A 19,360-nucleotide genomic window follows, 5' to 3' on the forward strand; every position below is an offset into this window, starting at 1 on the left:
GTTACGTATATTGTTTGTATTTCTTTTAGGGACTGCTAACTGACGTTTATTTCTAAAGGTAGTATTGGTAACAGATGTCTTTGCTACGGTACACTTCTTTGTGTATTATGGAAAAGTAGGTTTGTAATGGGCAAATAATCTACCTTAGGGTTCTATAAAAATGAAAAAATAAAATTAAAGATTAATCAAAATATGCCGATTAATTGAATGGGGAAGATACATGGTCGTTTAAAAGATCGCTCTCGAAGCGGAAGGGGAAGCCGCTTTGGGGGGACAGGATGTCGTAATAAACAAGGGAGGTGTTGCATGTTTAATGCCCTTAATCTTACAGTTGCCCGTCTTGGCACTCATTATACTACTTCAAAATCCGCATTATCCTCATCATTACAAAAACTCTCTTCGGGAAAAAGTTTTGAACAACCAAAGGATGGGGTTGCAGAGTTTATGCGTATGCAGCAAATACGGCTGGACCGCAAAGGGTTTAGTGAAGTTACCCGAAATCTTACAAGAGCAACTGCAGTGCTTAATGTTGCTGAAAGTGCCGCGACAGAAATAGTTGATTCTTTCACTCGTTTAAAAGAGGTGACAGAGCTGTATCATCTTGATTCCACGACTTCGACAGAAAAAAAAATGTATGAACTTGAATTTTCCAACATACTTGTAAATATCGATATGATTAAGGAAAATACTACTTTTGAAGGGAGGCGATTGGTTCAGGATTCAGAGGTTATTACAAGTGTGATGCTGGATCCAAATGATTTGAGCAAAACTCTTACTATAGAGTACGGTTCAGAGCATATGGTTGACACTTCTATGCTCCACATATCTCCTGCAGGTGGGGAAGAGGAAGCTATGGCTGCTTTGGATGAGCAGATGGGGAATGCCTTATCTTACTTAGCAAGAACAAGTGGCTTTTTAAGATCTGTAGGTTCCCAAATCGATTTAGTGAATTCTAAGGTTGAAAATGGACAAGCGTATGAGTCAACAATAGGTGCCATTAATGATGTTGAGGAACTTAGTCGGATGGTAACGCACGACATAAGACAACAAGCAGCACTATCTATGATTCTTCATGCAAATACCGCACGTCAGGGGATTTTAAGGCTGGTAGGGTAGGTTCTAGCTACCAGCCATAAATAGTTTGTAATCGGCTTCCGGGAAAGCCGAATCCAGATGTTCAAGTTTCTGTAGCTCTGTTTCATTGACCTGCCCGGTTTCGATCGCATCGGCCAGGTAGTGAAATCTGCTCACATGGTCTCTGACCCGTCTTGCAGCGTATTTTTCCGATGTGGCGTTGGTGATAATAAATGGCCAATCTGAACTTTGTGCCAGTAGAAGTTCGCGCACACATTGGTTAAGAGCTTTATGTATCAGAGGAGGAGGGGCAAAACCACATTTCTCTCCAAGAATACTCATCCTTCGGGTGCATTCATTAATGTGGGTAAGTATCCAATCTGTTTTGCCGTTGCACCAAACTTCAAAGTACCCTCTGTGCCCCCAACTCGACATTGATGGCGTGCCGTATTGGTGTACGGGGTGTATATCGAGATAGGTGTCCGGGGATACAAGAGAAATGGAGGATTGATCGTATGCAATTTTTCTGATTAGGAAGTCTAACCATTGGGGCCCCTCATACCACCAGTGACCAAATAACTCTGCATCGAATGTTGCCACCACTATTGGTTCTTTACCCATTGTTTCTGCCAGATACTCTATCTGCTTTATTCTTTTATTCATATAAACTGTTGCATGGTGCGCGGCACGTTCCCGAGCCAGATAGGGGTTATAAAAATCTTTCTCCGATCTTGGACCAGTAATTTTCCAATACTTTATACCTGTATCGACTCTTACACTGTCTTCAATATAGGGTTTTATATATTCGATGTCCAATTCGTGGCCTATATCGCGGTAGAATTCCCGATATTCAGGATCCCCCGGAAAACCCTTTTGTGCAGACCAAACCTCTTCGGTACTTGCCTGGTCTCTGCCAAAGGCAGCTACACCACAAGGGGTGAAAAGAGGTGCGTAAACTCCATAGAGCGGAAGTACATTTGCATGATCTATTCCATGATTTTCCAGGAAAAAGTACCGTATCCCTACATCTCTAAGGTGCTCTTCAATGCCAGGAACATAAGCGCATTCCGGTAGCCAGAAACCCTGGGGCGTAAACCCGAAGATGTTTTCAAAGGTAGTTATACCTGTGTTTACCTGAGCCTTTATGGCCTTAGGTTCTGACATTAGTAGCGGAAGCACTGCATGGGTTGCGGAGGTGGTAATGAGGCGCAGAGATCCTTTGTTGTGAAATTCCAAAAAAGCCTGAGTTAAACGACCACCATAGGAGTTAAATATCTCTTTTGCTTCTATAAATGAATCACGATAAGTTGATGCTAACCAGTGAAGGTGACCGTGATGGCTGTTGCGAACTTGTTCTTTTTCGGAGAGTTCTATTAGTTTGGTGAGATGTTTTTGATATCTTGTCTGGAGTATCTCATCCTCCATCATACATAAAAGGGTGGGTGAAAGGGAAATGGTTAGCTCAAAAGGTACCTTTTCTGCACTTAGACGACTGAGAGCCTTAATAATAGGTATATACGTGCCAGTCATTGCTTCAAAAAACCAACGTTCTTCAAGAAATGAATCGTATTCCGGGTGGCGCACATAGGGAAGATGTGCATGAAGCACCAAAGCTAAATATCCTTTATTCATTATATTTCCCCTTTTGGTAAAGAGCTGCGAGTGCCCATTGTGTTATGTACATTGCCGCAATGCATTCTGTTGTACGAAGTAAGGTTGAATCATCCATTACAGAGGAACGAAGTACGCTTAAAGGGTTGGCTAACATCTCCTTCAGCCCCCAGGTCACTGAACCAATGTTATCATAAACAAGTAGTCCGTTTATTCCATGTCGAACGATTTGGAGTCCTGCTTGATGGGTAGTTATAACGGGTTTACCTAGTTTTAGCCCAAGCTCAGCAAGCGCGGTGTTTTGTGGGGTTCTTGCAGGAATTATCAAAATATCACAGGCACTTAAAAGTTGAGGGAAAATATCAGATGGAACGTCACCCAGAAATCTGCACCTGTCACTTACTCCCGTTTGCCAGGCTCTATGCTCAAGATCTGATTTCATTGAGCCTTCCCCGGCAAAAACATATTGGCCCTGTGAAAATTCATTACACACACTGGGTATAGAATCCATAAGGAGGTCTGCACCGTTATGAAATGCAATTTCTCCGGAAAAAAGTATCACCGGTTTTTGATCAGACAAGCCGTATCTACAACGGATATAATCCGCATTTCGTCCTCTATCGGGCGATGCATTGAGAGTATCAGGCACAATTGAGAGCCCGTCGGGGGTTTTCCCATAATCACGCACTATAATCTCACGAGTTGATTCATTTGGTGCAAGAACACTTTGAGCTGAATCGACAATTTTCTTTTCCCAGCCTTTAATGCACTCTGAAAGCTCATTTTCCATATCTGCTGAGCGCTGAGACTCTGTTGAATGCATCACTGAAACCAGGGGTAAAAATTCTGTAGCCAATGTATTTATTGCTGCGGGAGCACTATACCAATCATGACACTGAATGCAGTCAAAGGGAGTTTTTTTGTGAGCGGCTTTGAATCTGGATACCATACCTGAAGAGCTATGCTTCACTCTTTGTATAAGGGGCAGGTGAACAGATTTTGATATTTCCTGCTTCGTGGGGGCAAAAAGTTGAGGATACACTCCCATTGATTTACATTTCTGTAATACGTTTTCCAGAAAGTGGGTTATTGGGCGTTCCTTCTGTGCCCCGGTGATAGCCTGTTCATTAAGAAAAACAGCTATTGAAAGAGGTGTGTCGCCTATTTTACCAAGTAGTTGGCTCATTCTGTCAAAAACTGAAGCACATGCTACATTTTCTACCGTAAACATGCGGGTAAAAGCTTGATTTACATAAAGCCCGGATGTTTTCAGGCAGGAAGATCGACGTGGACGATCAAAGTACATAGTGTTTGATCTTTTACATGCTATAAAGCTTAAGTCTTCAAAAAGGAAGCCTATTTCTACCATAAGATTGCATTCAAAATTATTGACATTTAAATAGTAAGATCCCGTAAGGGAATGTATATCTATATCAAACTGTCGATTTGCATTAAAACCGTTAAAATTGATGTTGGTGATATCATATACCCGTATGATTAACTTCGCAGTTTGTTTGAATTGCGCGCTAAATTGGTTTTTCAGTCGTTCAATTGTGTTTTCATTAATATGCCAATGAATGAAGCCAAGATGGGGGTATATAGCAAGTAATGATACCCTTTCTTCACGAAACGCATCAGGAAAACGAACTCCAACCTCCCAGCTTAAATCGCGAAGCGATTGGGCAGAGAAAACCTGGGCGTCATCAACAAGCTTTGGGGTTGGATAGGGGGGCTCTGTTACCCCATTTATAAATTCATGAATCGTTGAGCTGCACTTAAGTGAGCTGAGGGTCATAAGTTTTACTCCTTAACTTATTTGTATACTTTTTAATTAATTAGACGTTTTGGAAAGTAGAGCAACTTTTGAACCAATTATAAACATTAAAAAACGCTGCTGATTGCGAAAAAAACTTGGGGAGGATTTTTTTGGGTAGAGAATTAGTTCATACGTTTCCTTTTTGGACCTGAGCAGTTTGCTCAGGTCCCAAAAGAGATGTTTTACTTGTATACGCCAAGAGTATGGTCTGCGATAAGATCCCAGGAAAAGGAATTTTCAACAGCTGCCCTTCCGTTATTGCCCATCCACCTTGCGTGTTCAAAATTGGAAAAGAGAGTCCCGATCCCCCAGGCAATCGATTCAGGATTGTCAAATACTTTAAACCCATTGACATCGTGCCAGACAAATTCTGTTCCATTGTGAGTTGCTACTACCGGTTTGCCTGCAGCCCAGGCTTCAAGGACTACAAGACCAAAGGGTTCGTTTCTGCTTGGAACAGACACACAATCGCAGGCTCTGTAAAGATCGATAACTTCATTTCTTGGCAGTACTCCAAAAAATCTGCATGCATGTGCAACACCTAAGCTATGTGCCATATGCTCGACATGCCCTCTCATATCGCCGTTTCCTGATAGGATGAATTTGGCATTGGGATGGTAGTGAAGCACATGAGGGATAGATTGTACCAGCAGATCGGGCCCCTTTTGGGTAGTCATTCTGCCCACAAAGAGAACCGTGGGGTCAAGAGGACCTATACCATATTTGCCTTTTACGGCCCCGGGGTCTATCCATCCATTAAAATCATGGTAGGATATACCGTTTGCTACTACATGGGTTTTCCAGTCTGGTACGTTATAAATCCATTGAACCTCGTTTTTTAGCAGATTAGATACTGTGATCACTTTGTCGGCGCAATAGGTCCCGTTACGCTCATGGTCCATAATGGTTGCTGAGGGTCCATCGTAAAAGTTGTTGCCACACCTGCCATATTCCGTTGAATGTACGGTAATTATCCCTTTTCTTTCCCGCCCCTGTTTGATCCAGGCCATTGCATTGCTGGTCATCCAGTCGTGAGCGTGCACAACATCAAAGTGTGCTCCCATATAATCTTCTACTCCAAACAGTGCATCCACAAAGGAGCGACACATATTGTTAACATCCGTAACTATATCAGCATCACCGGCATAGGGTATTCTGTGATAGTGTACCCCATGAATGACACTGTATTGCCAGTCATCATGCCATCTCATTCTGGTAAATACATGAATTTCATGTCCTTTTCTTTCCAGTGCTGCAGCTAATTCAGTAACATGGACTGCAACACCACCCAAAGCAACAGAATGAAGGGACTCCCAGGCAAGCATCGCGATACGCATAATCGAAAAACCTCCTCTTTAAGTATGATGTTCTATTTAACTTCTTTTTACGTAATTCTATAATATTCCCACATATAAGGAGCCCGTTTCCGACCGTGCACCAAAAGGGAACCTCAAAGTAAACACACCAAATCCTATCCTTTTTTGCTGGTTCTCCTTACTGTTTTGCGAAAAAGTTTCCTAAAATGAAAAAAGACACCTTAAACCTATTTCTTTGGGGGCGATGTTAATGATTGTATCTCAATGATTATTTCTTAAAACCTATTTACTGGGCATCTACCCGAAAAGAGGCGTTGTGTCCTTTTTGCGGGAATTAGAGGAGTTTGCAAAAAGTGTGCCGATAAAGCCAAAAGATCACACTTAAAAAATTTTGAGCTAAGTAACGATTCTTTTTAAAATTGAAAAAACTTCAGTCTACATACCATAGAAACTTCGTATGAGGCTTTAGGAGGACTATTGACCTAACTACTTGAAATGCAACAAACAATCTGCTTGTATTGGTGTTCAAATTATGGTACAATCTTATTCTGTTCCAAAAAAAGGGTCTGTTTGACCACCAAAGTCCCGAAAGAAAAAGAGTGAAATAGGAGCAGAAAAAATAATGAGAAGATTTTAAAAGAAAACAGTTCCCAAAGACTGGAATATGAAAGAAAACAAACATAAGAAAAGCGGCATTAAAAGTGTACTTTTATGGGCTGCATCAGCACTGTTTCTGCTCGGTATGTTGATATTTTCACTGTATAGAGATATTGGAAATTGGTTGATTGTGAGTGATCCTTTGCCGGATTGTGCGGATGTGATATTTGTGTTTACTGGAGATTTCGAGAGGATTGATTATGCAACTATCCTTCTGGAGCGATATCCTGAAGGGCAACTGGTGTGTGCCAAAAGAGATGCCGAACGATTAAAGCGAAGGTTGGGGGAAGAGGCAACAAATAGCAATATCAGAATTGCCGAAAAGTGCCAAAGCACTATTGAGGAGGTATATTATCTTAAAAAATTTCTGGAACGAGAAGCTTTGGAGGATGGAACAGTTTTACTTGTCTCCTCACCCTACCACATGAGAAGAATTTCGTTTATGGTAAAAAGAGTAATAAGAGGGGAAATGGATAGGAGAGTACGTTTTAAATATGTACCCATAGAAGGGGGGAGTGTAAGGAATAAAAGGGAAAAATATTCAGAATGGTGGAAAGAATCGAAAATAACAGAAAGGGTGGGTTCAGAGCTATTAAAGATCGTGTATTATTTTTTGGTAGTTGCTAATCCTGTTTTTAAATGAGCACAAATAAAGAGTGAAATAATTGCAAAAAGATCAGTAGGTAGATTGTGAACCCAGAAAATAGATATAAAGTATTTAGTAATTGCATGATCAAACGGGTACAAAGAAAAAAATGTTACAGCGCCTATTAAAAAATTCTTCCGTTTTGCTTTGTGGTAATTTAAGTACTTCATTATTAGGTTTGGTGTCAATTGCATTGATTGCTCGCTCATTGGGGACAGAGCAATTTGGTTTATTAATTTACATAATAACTTATGTACACATAATCGATAGACTAGTTAATTTTCAAAGTTGGCAAGCGATAGTTAAATACGGCACGGATTGTTTAAATGAAAACGACAATGAAAAATTTAAATATCTCGTTAAATTCGGATTTGCTTTAGATATTGTAACAGCTGTTGCAGGGACACTTATAGCAATAATATCTATAAATGTATTGGCTATGTGGGGGCTGCTGGATAAAGAATTTATCTTTATGGCTGTTATTTACAGTTTCACGATCATATTCCATATTAACGGGACTCCAATCGCTATATTGAGAATTTTTGATAAGTTTAAATATATTGCGTTTCAGAATGTGCTATCAGCAGTTATAAAATTATTTGGAGTTGCCGTAGCTTTTTCAACAGGGGCTGGCCTATGGACATATGTAATCATATTGGCTGCTGTAGAAATAATTGGGAATATTATTACGGTAATGTTAGCTTATAGAGAATTGATGCTAAAGCACTATCATAGGGTTATTCATAGAAGTATTAGTATTAGAAAGATTTCAGAAAAACATAAAGGTATATGGGAATTTTTATGGACTACAAATATACACTCTTCGGTAAAATTGGGTTTAAAGGAATTAGATATCATAATTGTAGGAATAGTTTTAGGGTATAATGGAGCAGGCTTATACAAGATAGTTAAATCAATTGGTTCCGCAGTGGGGAGTTTAACTGGTCCTATGTACCAGGCGATCTATCCGGATTTAACACGGTGTGTTAGCTCCAGAAGATTTTTGGATTTGAAAAACTTAATAATTAAGCCAATGAAATTTGTGGGTGTAATTTCAGTTGTAGTGTTAATTTTATTTAGCTTCTTTGGAGAATATGTGATTGTCCTTTTGTTAGATGAAGAATACAGGGAAATATTTACTTCAGCACAACTGTATTTAGTTGGGACATTATTGAGTATGGTTACATTCGCATTTCACCCAACGTTGTTATCATTTGGAAGGGCAAAAACATCACTATACATATTGGTTATAAACACATTGCTGTATATAATTTTTGTATTTGTATTCACGAGGAGTTGTGGATTGCAAGGAGCAGCTTTGGCCTATATTCTATTCTATGTATCATGGTCATTTTTTCAGGCAATGGCAATTAGAAAATGTTTTAAAAAGAAAGCAGTGTTTAAATGACAGAAAACACGAAATTTCAAATGCAAGAAAGTCAGTATAAATTTCCCTATCATTATATACCTTATTTTAAACAGGATGGCACACCAACAGTAGTTAGGAGTTTGTGCTGGGGTATTGAATACCTTTGTTATCAGAAGTATTTAAATAAAAAAATTAAAGATATGAACCCTAATTCAGTTCTTGATATAGGTTGTGGTGATGGATATGTGATTGGTAATTTGCCATCCAGTATTTCTCAACGTGTGGGATGTGATCTATCTTCAAAAGCTATTGCCTTCGCAAAAGCTTTTTGGCCTGATTGTCAATTTTATGATCGAGATGCAAAATCGATAAAAGGTAAATTTGAATTAGTTGTGGCTATTGAGGTACTTGAACATATACCTGACGAGTCGGTTACAGAATTTATACATGTTTTAGCAGACAAAGTGGTAGATAATGGTCGTGTTATTATATCTGTTCCTACAACGGTCATTCCTGTTAATAAAAAACACTACCGACACTATACATTAGAGCTTTTAAAGCAGCAATTACAACAGAGCGAAACTGGGTTAGAAATAGAAACTGCTGAATATGTATATAGTAAACCATGGTGGATTGGAGTAATTACACGATTGGTTAGCAATCCATTTTTTTGTTTAGAAGTAAAATTCATAATGAGGGCTGTATGGAGAAATATATGGAGAAACTATTTAATTACCGATAAGGATAAAGGTCATCGTTTAATCGCAACTCTAAAAAGGTCAGATACCGTTATATGACACCACCCTTTTAGCGTTAATTATTAATAATTAAGGATAATTCTGTGAAACGTTCGATTATATATGCAACAAGAGCTCCAGTTCCATTTCCAAGTGCCTCGAGTATAAATATCGTTCAAACATGCCAATCATTTGGCGGCATGGGTTGTGAGGTTCTGCTCTACTGCGATTGGAAACCGTGGCGGTTAGCAACTCAATTGTACTCAATAAACAATTATTATGGCTTAGGAAATGTCAAGTTCAAAAGCACACGAAAACCGATGATTTATGGGCTATATTATAAATATCTGATAAAAATGGCTAAAACTAAAGAATCAATAGTATTTACAAGAGATGTAGAAACAGCGATCGTAACAACAAGTAATAATATAAGGACTATTCTTGAAGTACATAGCCTATGTGATGAGAAAAAAATAAGAACATTATTAAATACCAAATATACCATTACAATTATATGTATAACACATAAGTTATCCCAACATTATAATTTTGGAGACACCTTAAACAACGTTACTGTTTTACCCGACCCAGTTAATCCAAAAAGATTTGAAGGTACTCAATTTACTGAAAATTTAGAATGCGGTTATGTGGGAAGCTGCTTTCGCGGTAAAGGGTTATTTGAAATTGTAGCTCCACTTGCCTTAAAAAAAAAGGATGCAAAAATACATGTAGCGGGAATAAATAATAAAAGATTTCATGAAGAATACAATAAATGTAATAAAACTCCAGACAATTTGAAATTATATGGTCGAGTAAAACCCAAACATGTTCCTGCATTTTTTACTAAATTCAGCATAGCATTATTGCCGAATCAGCCAGAAATAATTTTACCCAATGGAGCAGATATCGGCTCGTATACATCACCAATTAAGCTTTTTGAATATATGGCGGCCGGTAAGGCTATTATTGCATCGGACGTTCCTGTTTTAAAAGAAGTACTGAAAGACCAGCACAATGCCTTATTGGTAAAACATGATGATGTTCAGGAGTGGGCAAATGCCATTACTAGGCTTAAGTGCGATATTGGGCTCGCAAAACGATTGGGGATGCAGGCTAAACGGGATGTCCACGAGATGTACTCATATGATATACGATGTGAAAAAATTTTGGACCTAATAGATTAAAATATGATAGCCAAATGTTTATGTATATTGATGTTTTTACTAATATATTCTCCAAAAATTGCTGGAGTGTATGACTCATTAGCTTTTTTTAGTTTTGTAATTGTTTTATTAGCTCTTATAACAAATTCATACAAGTCATTAGGTGTGTTACCAATAAAAAGAATTACTATATATATAATACTATTTTTCACAATCGCTCTATATGTTACATTGTTAAGAAGTGTAAGAGGGATAACAGATACTTACCAAACACTTCGATTTTTAAGATGCGTTATAAATACAGCTGGAGTTGGTGCACTCGTAGCATTATATGTAAAAAATTATGAAAGTCACGCCTCTGAAAAAATTCTCAGGGACATTTGGTTATGTATTGTATTTCACGGTGCTTTGATAGTACTTATGTTTTTAATCCCACCAGTAAATGAATTTGTAGTATTTCATATACGGCGTATTGAGCCTACTGGTTGGCAATATCAGTCTATGATACAGGGCAGTAGAATTAGCGGATTGACTTCATCGTGGGATGCAACTTCAGGTATTCAGGTTTTAGGTATTGTTTTAATGCCCGCATTTATAGAAAAGAATAATATTTTTCTAAAAGCACTGGTAGTACTGATAAGTTTATTTTCAATGGCTTTATCGGGTGCCACAGGATTTGTTGTTTTAGCTTTTCACAGTACTGTAATATTACTTTTATGGGTGAATAAAAATAAGGAAAAAAAGAGATCTGCTGTATTAAAAAGTAATATAGGAAGAACCAAAAAATTAACTTTCAGTCAAATTAAAAAAAGTTTTGTATCAATAATGGGTATAACAGTGATTGTAACCTTTTTTGTTGTGATAAAAATACTTCCAAATTTTACGGAAAGAGTAGAGAATACATCAATCGCTCGTACTGCTAATATGTTTTTATCTAACACAGGATATGAAATTCAATACAATAATAGGACTAATACTACTGCGGAAAGTACAGTCCGGACAATTATTAACATGTATTTTATTCCAAATAGTGTCGATAATTTTATATATGGAAAGGGTGGGAGTGGCAGGAGGAGGGATGAGTACTATATACCTGCTGATAATGGAATTGTTTTAAATTTGCACAATCTAGGATTCATTATGACTATTATTATGTATATAATTGTTTTGCAAGAATTGTTTGTCGCCTTTAAATATAGAATCTCAATGCCTAAAGTTGCTTTCACTACAGGCATAATAGTTTTGACTATTATCATGATTGATGCTAAAGTACAGTATTTAATGGCACGGAATGCTCTTTCTATTATGCTACTTGCGGTTTTTGCAATGTGGCAGGGAATTAGAGAAGTAAAAATTAATAATGCAAAAATATAAATATATGTAATACTCTATGTTTAACAAAATGGTTCACATGTATGAAAGTAAAAAAAGCGATTATAGTACCCAATTGTAATGATTATAACCGAGGTGATCAAGCCTTGGTTTGGCAAGCTGCAAGTTTGATAAGAGATGTTTTAGGTTGTGATGAAATAGCAATTATTTCAAGTTCATCTAGCTCTGCATCCAACCAACAGTCAATCAAACACGGTCTCAATGTTATAACAGGTATATTAAAAAATCCAAGAAGATTCAAAGAAAATGAAGATTATATTAAGGAAAGTAAAATAACCATTTTGAGATTGGTAGGTAATAGTTTAATCGATTTCGTTCACAGTTATATGCTTTATGTGTTGGCACGACATAAAAAAATATGTAAAAAAATATTGTCATCAGAACAATATGCCACCTACACTGAATTTTTAAATACTGACCTCATCGTAGTAAAAGGTGGTGGGTTTATACACTCTTATGGTGAATTTAGAGCTGTATATTATATCTGGTATCAAATGTATTATTTATACTTGGCAAAAAAATTAGGTAAGAAAGTAATTATACTACCTAACTCATTCGGCCCCTTAAAAGGACCGTTCATAATACGATACCTTGTTAAAAAAATTCTATCGAAATGTGAGTTTGTGAGTGCCAGAGAAAATATTTCGAAGCAGTTTATGTCAGATTTACTAAGTAAAAAAGTTGATTGTTATCCAGATATGGCTTATACGCTTCCTGGTGCATCGAAGGAAAATGGAAACGTAATATGCAACCGTTATAAAATTCCAGTGAATGAAAAGGTGTGTGTCGGGCTAACTTTAAGGCCATATCGGTTTTCTGGAAATAATAATACAAATGAGCTTTATCGTAAATACATCTGTTCATTTGCTGAGCTTGCACGACACATAGATAAAAATGGTATGCATCCAGTGTTTATCGCTCATGTAACTGGCCCAAACAAACATGAAGATGACAGAATCGCGTTAAAAAAAGTTATAAATAATTTGACTACTATTAATTATAGTTATGTTGATGTTGTTGGAGATTGTTTAGATATTAAAGACCTGTATTGTTGCATGGACTACTTGGTAGGGACTCGATTTCACTCTGTAATATTTTCACAGAGCGAAATTGTTCCATCGATAGCCGTTTCATATGGTGGAAACAAAGGTACCGGAATTATGATGGATATTGGTTTTCAAGAGTATACAATTGGAATTGATAAGGTAAACGCTACAGAAATTTGTAAAATGTTTGATAATATGATCAATAACTCAGAAATTATCAAAATTCGGTTAAAAGAATGGATGCAGAATGTTGAACAAAAAAAGTGCGACATGTATAAAGCCATCAAAGAAAGTTTGCATTGACAAAGAAGCAAATACATGTATTGTCACGATACAAGGCAGGTTTATTAACATGAATGGTAAACCATGTTCTACACATTTGACTTACAAAAAATTTTGGCAAAGATATTTAGAAGTTTTTAACAATGTCATAGTGATAGGAAGGCTTTTTAATGAAACTGGCTGCACTCGTATGCTTAATCCTGTTGAGGGCAAGGGTGTTACATTTTTGCCAGTTTCACCTTATACTGGTCCCAAAGAATTTCTTAAAAACTATACCAAAATAATTCGCACAATTGAGAATAGTTATATTGGCAATGCCGTATATATATTAAGAGTTCCTGGGGTTTTGGGATATGTTGCATATAATGTTCTAAAAAAACATAGGCATCCTTATGCTGTTGAGGTTGTGGGCGATCCGTATGATGTATTCGCACCAGGAGTAATCAACCACCCCGTAAGACCAATTATAAGATATTGGACAAGACACAATTTGCGTAAATTATGTAGAAATGCAATTGCAGCATCTTATGTGACAAAATCTACTCTTCAGAAACGATATCCTCACAACGAAAAGGCATATTCTACACATTACTCCAGTATAAGTTTACCTGAGTATTCTATATTAAAAAAACCTAAAAAATTTAATAGCAATGTAAAAACTCTTATTACCATAGGTTCTATGTCACAAATGCATAAAGGGCATAACATCTTATTAGATTCTCTCGTTATTTGCCAAGAAAAGGGATGTGATTTAGAACTCATAATTGTAGGGGATGGTAAGTATAAAAGTCAACTGGAACAATATATTCAAAAGGTTGGTCTTTCTGGGAAAGTTAGGTTGACTGGTCAACTTAGATCGGGAAAAGATATTTACGATGCACTAGATTCTGCAGATTTATTTGTTTTGCCTTCTTTTACCGAAGGATTACCAAGAGTTTTGATTGAAGCAATGGCTCGTGGATTACCTTGTATTGGTACAGATGTTGGAGGTGTTCCTGAACTGTTAAACAAAGAAGAATTAGTTCAACCAGGGAATGCTGCTAAACTTGCAGATAAAATAATTGAAGTGATAAATGACAGAGAACGATTAAATGTAATTTCCAGGGAAAACCTAACCAAAGCATGTGAATATAGCACAGCACAATTATCATTGAGGAGAGTCAAATTTTATAAAAAAGTAAAAGAGTTAACTGAAATTGCCACAAATAAATAGAGGTTTAATAATTGAAAATTTTATTAATAGGTGGAGTATCCAAGTCTCTGATTAATTTTCGAAAAGAACTTATTTGGGAATTCATAAATATGGGAGAAGAAGTTTGGGCTTGTGCTGGTGAGCCAAAACATGAAATTACTAAAGAGTTAATCAGCTGGGGTGTTAACTATATACCAATTAGCTGTGAACGAGCAAGTATTAGCCCTTTAAGGGATTTAAAATTACTAATCCAGTTACATGGAATTATTAATGAAATTAAACCTGATATTGTTTTAACCTATACCATTAAACCAATTATATGGGGTAATATTGCATCTGTTTTTACCAGAAAATGTAAAGTGTATTCTATGATTGAAGGATTAGGATATACATTTATGCCAATAGAATCACTGAAACAATTCATTTCTTCGATCGTTGCTAAGGTACTATATAAAGTAAGTCTGGTAAAGAGTAAGATGGTATTTTTCTTAAATCCTGATGATTTGGATTTATTTGTACGAAGGAAAATAGTATCATCGAAAAAAACAAAATTATTAAATGGTATAGGCATAGATATTAATGATTTCAACTATTCAAAGGAAACAAAAAAATCGAATTCTATTCGATTTTTAATGATAGCAAGACTTTTAAAAGATAAAGGTATATATGAATATATAAATGCAGCTAAAACATTCATAAATGATAATACAATAAAATTTGATTTGGCTGGTGGACTTGATCCCAATCCAACTGCAATGAAAGAAAAAGAGTTACTTTCCCTTACCCAAAACGGTATAATTAACTATTTAGGTGTCTTGGATAATGTTAAAAAGGCTTATTCAGATTGTGATGTGTACGTCTTGCCATCATATCGTGAAGGTACACCTAGAACAGTTTTGGAAGCTATGGCAATCGGAAGAGCGATTATCACTACGGATGCGCCCGGATGCAAAGAGACGATCAATGTTAAGGGTTGTAGAATGATTGGCCAATTAAAGATTGGGAAAAATGGAATCATAATACCTGTAAAAAATGTTAACGCTCTGATTGAGGCAATAGTATTTTTATCAACTAATCCACAACTGGTAAAAGAAATGGGCCGTGAAAGCAGAAAGTATGCTGTTGAAAGATACGATGTTAAAAATGTTAATAGAGTAATATTAGAAAAAATGGGATTTTTGAATGAGTTGTAAAAAATTATTAAGACGTTTTGGTAGTGGCTTTGTTTATCCACCGTTTAGCGAAAAAATCACAATTTCATGAGCAAAAGAATATACCTTTCACCTCCCCACATGAGTGGCAAGGAACTCGAGTTTATAAACGAAGCATTTTCTTCAAACTGGATCGCTCCTGTTGGGCCTCATATCGATTTGTTTGAAAAAGAGATGTGTGACTATACCGGAGCAAACTATGCGGTTGCGCTCTCTTCAGGAACAGCAGCTCTTCATCTTGCGCTGCTTTTATCGGGCGTGAAAAAAGGTGATGAAGTTTTTTGCTCAACGTTTACCTTTGCTGGTTCAGCTTTTCCCATCAGCTATCTTGGTGCGCAACCAATTTTCATTGACAGTGAAACTGAATCGTGGAATATGGATCCCAAACTACTAAAAACAGCGATTGAAGAGAGAATAAAAAAAGGAAAAAAACCAGGGGCTGTTATCGTTGTTCATCTTTATGGACAGAGTGCTTCAATGAAAGAAATTAAATCAGTTTGTGAGCATTATAAAGTGTCTTTGATCGAAGATGCAGCGGAATCATTGGGTAGTTATTATGAAGACAACCATACTGCTACTATAGGAGACTTTGGGCTATTTTCATTTAACGGGAATAAAATTATAACTACCAGTGGTGGTGGAATGCTTATAGGGGCAAGCAAAGAAAAGATTGAAAAAGCCCGATACTTATCAACACAGGCTCGTGAGCCAAAACCCTACTATGAACATTGGGAAGTGGGATATAATTACCGAATGAGTAATATTTGTGCTGCAATTGGAAGAGGACAGCTTTCTGTAATAGAGAAAAGAGTTTCCCGAAAAAGAGAGATATTTAAGAAGTATAAAGAAACTTTGGCTGCTATTAAGGGGATTTCTTTTATGCCCGATCCTCAGTGGGGACGTTCCAATAAATGGTTAAGCTGTATTAGTATCGATCCTCAGCTTGCACGTTTTAGTTGTGAAACATTACGCCTGGCTCTTGAAAATGAAAACATCGAATCACGACCATTATGGAAACCGATGCACCTTCAACCGGTATTCAAACACGCCGGGTGTTTTATAAGCGGGGTTTCTGAGAGCCTATTCAACTCTGGTTTATGCCTTCCTTCAGGTACAGCGATAAACGATGAAGATCTAACGAGGGTAATAGAAACGATAAAAGAAGTTTCACGTTCGCACAATAGCAGTTCCCTTCATAACTAAATTTTTTTCTTGCCAGTTTTTGCCAATCATTATACCATTGTAATTCACAACTCTTTGTAAAAGCAGCATTTACCCTTTTACTATGCAGGTATTTAATTATGTTGGCTGTTTTAAATTATACACTTATAAAATACCGATTACCATTGATAGTGGTACTTCATCTGTTTTTCGCTTCCGGAGCGCTTCTTTTTTCATTTCTGCTAAGATTTGACTTCTCACTTGGACACGATAATTACCCATTATTGTTCTTTTATTCCTTACCCATCAGTATAGTTGTGTTTATGCTTTGCTCTGGTTTTTTTAATCTCTTTCAGGGTATATGGCGATATGTGAGTGTGGATGATTTAAAGGACATTGTAAAAACATCAGCGATAGCATCATTGGTATTTATGTTCGTAATAATTATTAGTGGAGAATTTAAGGGGTATCCCCGATCTATCTATGTATTGAATTTTGCTCTTTTTATCATTCTTAACGGGGGGACTCGTTTTGCAATCAGAATATTCCGTGAGTCTTTTTATCCCAGAAGTGATACTGCTAAAAATGTATTGATAGTTGGGGCTGGTACTGCGGGAAATGAAGTGGTGAAAACGCTTAAAACTGCTAAACGCAAAGATTACGTACCAGTGGGTTTTATCGATAGGGATAAGACTCTGCACGGTAAAAGAATTCAGGGCATTAAAGTACTGGGTGATATAACATCCATTCGTCAGGCAGTTAAAAGGCACCGGGTACATGAGATATTTATCGCTATTCCGGAAGCGACTAATAAACTGGTGAAGGAGATTATTTCTGCATCAAAAGTAAATGATTGGGGTCTAAATTTTAAGATAGTGCCATCAATGCTTGATATCATGAGCGGAAAACTTTTAGTGAATCAGATTAGAGATGTGTCAATAGAAGACCTGCTTTCCCGTCCGGATATAAAACTTAATGATACACATGTAAGAAAACAGTTAGCGGGTAAGACTGTTTTGATTACTGGCGCGGGTGGATCCATTGGCTCGGAGATCGCCTATCAGGTCGCGGCGTATAGTCCGGCTAGAATAATTCTTTTAGACGCAAGTGAAATGAGCGCCTACCATGTAGATCAGGGGTTAAAAACTCGCCATCCGGGTATTTCGATTCACACGGTTGTCGGTAATCTTCTTGAAACTGGATTTATGGAGATGCTTTTTCGGCGCTACCCTCCCGATTACATCTATCACGCCGCGGCATATAAGCATGTGCACTTGATGGAGTGGAACCCTCTTGGATGTCTGAAAAATAATGTACTTGCAACGGCGCATCTGGCTTCGATGGCTGAGCGTTTTGGAGTAAAGCAGTTTGTAATGATATCAACTGATAAAGCGGTTCACCCCAAAGGTATAATGGGTATTTCAAAGCGACTTGCTGAACGAGTGGTTCTGGAAAGGAATCCTTCAGGTACTTTGTTTAACGTCGTTAGATTCGGCAATGTTTTAGGCTCAAGTGGATCAGTTATTCCGCTCTTTAAAAAACAGATCCGTGAAGGCGGACCTGTTACCGTAACCAGTCCGGAAACAAAACGTTATTTTATGTCTATCCCAGAAGCGGTACAGCTGGTACTGCAAGCTTCAACACTTAATGAATCAAAAGCGATTTTTATGCTGGACATGGGAAATCCAGTAAAAATAGTAGATTTGGCAAAAAACCTTATTGAACTTTCGGGTCTGAAAACTGGTGAAGATATCGATATCGTATATACTGGGATGCGGGATGGAGAAAAGATCGAGGAAGTTCTTCTTGCTGAACAAGAGGATCTGCTACCGACAAAATTCGATAAAATAAGATTGCAGAAAAGAAATGGACATGATCCCGAACTGGTAGAAAAATTTATTCACGAATTGAAAAGCAATGTAGAATTGGCTAATGTACCTTCTGTATATCGGGATATAAAAAAGATGATCCCTGAAATGGAGGGCCCAAGCTATGATGAGTTCGTTGAAAGGATTTTTACGTAAACTGTACACTGTCCTGAACAAGTCCGCCCATCTCAGATGTGCTTAAAATGCTCTCATTTATCTATTTCTTATAGCAAAATATCAGAAATAGCGGCCTCGAAGTGCGGTAATCGTTCCTCCGGGGGGCATTCGCGAAGACAGTACGGGCAAACCCACCTATCTCGCAGATCAAATCGACGGTCGCCTTACAATACTTCGTTTGCGATAACGGACCTGTTTTAACAGCCTATCTCTCTCTACTACCGAATCAATGATCACAGCTCATAGCTATTGAAAAACAGAGGTAAATATTGGGAGGTGAATAGGAAGGAATTTTATGGGGCTAAAGGCAATGGATTGGGTCACCCCCGGGCGTCAATGGTGAAAGCGTGAAAGGATCCGTTTGGGGGGACCCTTGGGCTATAATCGCGGGAGGAAAGGGAAAATTAGGAATTTGGAATTTGGAATTTGGAGTTTGGAGTTTGGAGTTTGGAATGAAGGAATGAAGGAATGAAGGAATGAATCCACACCTCAGCTGGGTATTATGGACAATGCACTTAAGCAGTTCTTCGAGCATGCCCTGAGCGTGCGTCGAAGGTTGCCTTAAGCAGTTCCCCGAGCGTAGCCGAGGGGCGTTTCAGCCTATGAAAAAACTCATTTTAAACCCGCAACTCGTCTCGGCTC

14 protein-coding genes are annotated in these 19,360 nt (G+C 37.5%); 11 read left to right on the forward strand and 3 right to left on the reverse strand.

Annotated elements, in window-relative coordinates; all coding sequences use genetic code 11:
* The first annotated feature begins 306 nt into the window (after nt 1–306).
* Nucleotides 307–1,116 (forward strand): hypothetical protein, encoded by an 810-nt coding sequence (locus QA601_11775; GenBank protein ID MDG5815760.1) that lies wholly within the window; start codon nt 307–309, stop codon nt 1,114–1,116.
* A 3-nt stretch (nt 1,117–1,119) separates the two neighbouring features.
* Here QA601_11775 and QA601_11780 read toward each other — a convergent pair whose 3' ends face one another.
* The 3 genes from QA601_11780 to QA601_11790 all read right to left on the reverse strand — a co-directional run bounded on the left by QA601_11780 (nt 1,120) and on the right by QA601_11790 (nt 5,838).
* Entirely contained in the window at nt 1,120–2,706 is a 1,587-nt protein-coding gene (locus QA601_11780) for a DUF1957 domain-containing protein (protein MDG5815761.1), read from the reverse strand.
* On the reverse strand, nt 2,699–4,480 hold the full coding sequence (locus QA601_11785; GenBank protein ID MDG5815762.1) for a DUF4912 domain-containing protein: 1,782 nt from the start codon (nt 4,478–4,480) through the stop codon (nt 2,699–2,701). The genes QA601_11780 and QA601_11785 overlap by 8 nt, the downstream gene beginning before the upstream one ends.
* A gap of 203 nt (nt 4,481–4,683) precedes the next feature.
* Entirely contained in the window at nt 4,684–5,838 is a 1,155-nt protein-coding gene (locus tag QA601_11790; GenBank protein MDG5815763.1) for a glycosyltransferase family 4 protein, read from the reverse strand.
* Between the two features lie 643 nt (nt 5,839–6,481).
* Between QA601_11790 and QA601_11795 the strand changes: the two genes are divergently transcribed.
* The 10 genes from QA601_11795 (at nt 6,482) to QA601_11840 (ending at nt 18,697) form a co-directional block, all read left to right on the forward strand.
* Nucleotides 6,482–7,117 carry an ElyC/SanA/YdcF family protein gene (locus tag QA601_11795; GenBank protein MDG5815764.1) on the forward strand — a complete coding sequence of 212 codons (636 nt, stop codon included), beginning with the start codon at nt 6,482–6,484 and terminating at the stop codon, nt 7,115–7,117.
* Nucleotides 7,118–7,229: 112 nt separating this feature from the next.
* A complete protein-coding gene (locus QA601_11800) occupies nt 7,230–8,528 on the forward strand; it encodes an oligosaccharide flippase family protein (protein ID MDG5815765.1) in 1,299 nt (432 codons plus the stop codon).
* On the forward strand, nt 8,525–9,286 hold the full coding sequence (locus QA601_11805) for a class I SAM-dependent methyltransferase (protein MDG5815766.1): 762 nt from the start codon (nt 8,525–8,527) through the stop codon (nt 9,284–9,286). The genes QA601_11800 and QA601_11805 overlap by 4 nt, the downstream gene beginning before the upstream one ends.
* A gap of 44 nt (nt 9,287–9,330) precedes the next feature.
* Entirely contained in the window at nt 9,331–10,410 is a 1,080-nt protein-coding gene (locus QA601_11810; protein ID MDG5815767.1) for a glycosyltransferase family 4 protein, read from the forward strand.
* Nucleotides 10,411–10,413: 3 nt separating this feature from the next.
* On the forward strand, nt 10,414–11,763 hold the full coding sequence (locus QA601_11815) for a hypothetical protein (protein ID MDG5815768.1): 1,350 nt from the start codon (nt 10,414–10,416) through the stop codon (nt 11,761–11,763).
* A 41-nt stretch (nt 11,764–11,804) separates the two neighbouring features.
* Nucleotides 11,805–13,130 (forward strand): polysaccharide pyruvyl transferase family protein, encoded by a 1,326-nt coding sequence (locus QA601_11820; protein MDG5815769.1) that lies wholly within the window; start codon nt 11,805–11,807, stop codon nt 13,128–13,130.
* A 49-nt stretch (nt 13,131–13,179) separates the two neighbouring features.
* Nucleotides 13,180–14,322, forward strand: coding sequence for a glycosyltransferase family 4 protein (locus QA601_11825; protein MDG5815770.1), 1,143 nt, complete (start codon nt 13,180–13,182; stop codon nt 14,320–14,322).
* Nucleotides 14,323–14,333: 11 nt separating this feature from the next.
* Entirely contained in the window at nt 14,334–15,494 is a 1,161-nt protein-coding gene (locus QA601_11830; GenBank protein ID MDG5815771.1) for a glycosyltransferase family 4 protein, read from the forward strand.
* 66 nt (nt 15,495–15,560) lie between these two features.
* Nucleotides 15,561–16,715 (forward strand): aminotransferase class I/II-fold pyridoxal phosphate-dependent enzyme, encoded by a 1,155-nt coding sequence (locus QA601_11835; GenBank protein ID MDG5815772.1) that lies wholly within the window; start codon nt 15,561–15,563, stop codon nt 16,713–16,715.
* 98 nt (nt 16,716–16,813) lie between these two features.
* Nucleotides 16,814–18,697 (forward strand): nucleoside-diphosphate sugar epimerase/dehydratase, encoded by a 1,884-nt coding sequence (locus tag QA601_11840; protein ID MDG5815773.1) that lies wholly within the window; start codon nt 16,814–16,816, stop codon nt 18,695–18,697.
* Nucleotides 18,698–19,360: the final 663 nt, after the last annotated feature.

This window comes from Chitinispirillales bacterium ANBcel5, from assembly GCA_029688955.1.
GTDB lineage: Bacteria > Fibrobacterota > Chitinivibrionia > Chitinivibrionales > Chitinispirillaceae > Cellulosispirillum > Cellulosispirillum alkaliphilum.